The organism is Sutterella massiliensis (genome assembly GCF_016899755.1).
Taxonomy (GTDB): Bacteria; Pseudomonadota; Gammaproteobacteria; order Burkholderiales; family Burkholderiaceae_F; genus Sutterella; species Sutterella massiliensis.
In genome coordinates, this window is the sequence record NZ_JACJJC010000213.1 from 1 (window position 1) to 614 (window position 614).

Annotated in this window: 1 protein-coding gene; it reads right to left on the minus strand. The window is 34.4% G+C overall.

The features are described from left to right. A partial coding sequence (locus H6A60_RS12220; RefSeq protein ID WP_205105016.1) for a hypothetical protein occupies positions 1–614 on the minus strand: 614 nt, incomplete at both ends.

Sequence of the window (614 nt, forward strand, 5' to 3'; positions counted from 1 at the left end):
AGCATGATGTGGACGTGCACATTTAATATCTACGGCCCAAATCGACGTGTTGCCAAAGGAATAAAAATCGGGTTTAACCTTGTCCAAACACTTGAATTCATTTATTAGTCGAAGTTGCGATAAATCAACGGGCGATGCAAGATTTGAATATATTAAAAATTTTGATAAACGAGTTCTATCGTTAATTATATTTTCAATCGTTAGTCTATCCATATAATTTTGCACTTCCCATTCTTCTATTCCAAGTTGATGTTTAAACTTCTCGAAATCATTGTTTTTATTATTTAGATATTCTGTTATCGAAAATTGAGGACAAAAAACAATCGCAGATGAACCTTTCAATTTCGATGCTAAGTACAGAGCAGCATAACCTGCATTAGAATGACCAACAAAAGTTACATTCTCGCGCTCAATATTATGTATTGAGATGATCTTTGAAACGACTTTTAAAATATCCTCTTTACAATCATGTTCTTTGTTCCCGAAATAGTAGGGGAGATCTAATTTTGCATGAATGCGCGTCGGGTCGTCAAAAAAAATAGAAATACCTTTTAGATCTTTTGACCACCTTGATCTTTCAAAAAAAGGATACGCTGTATTCCAGTGTCCGACGC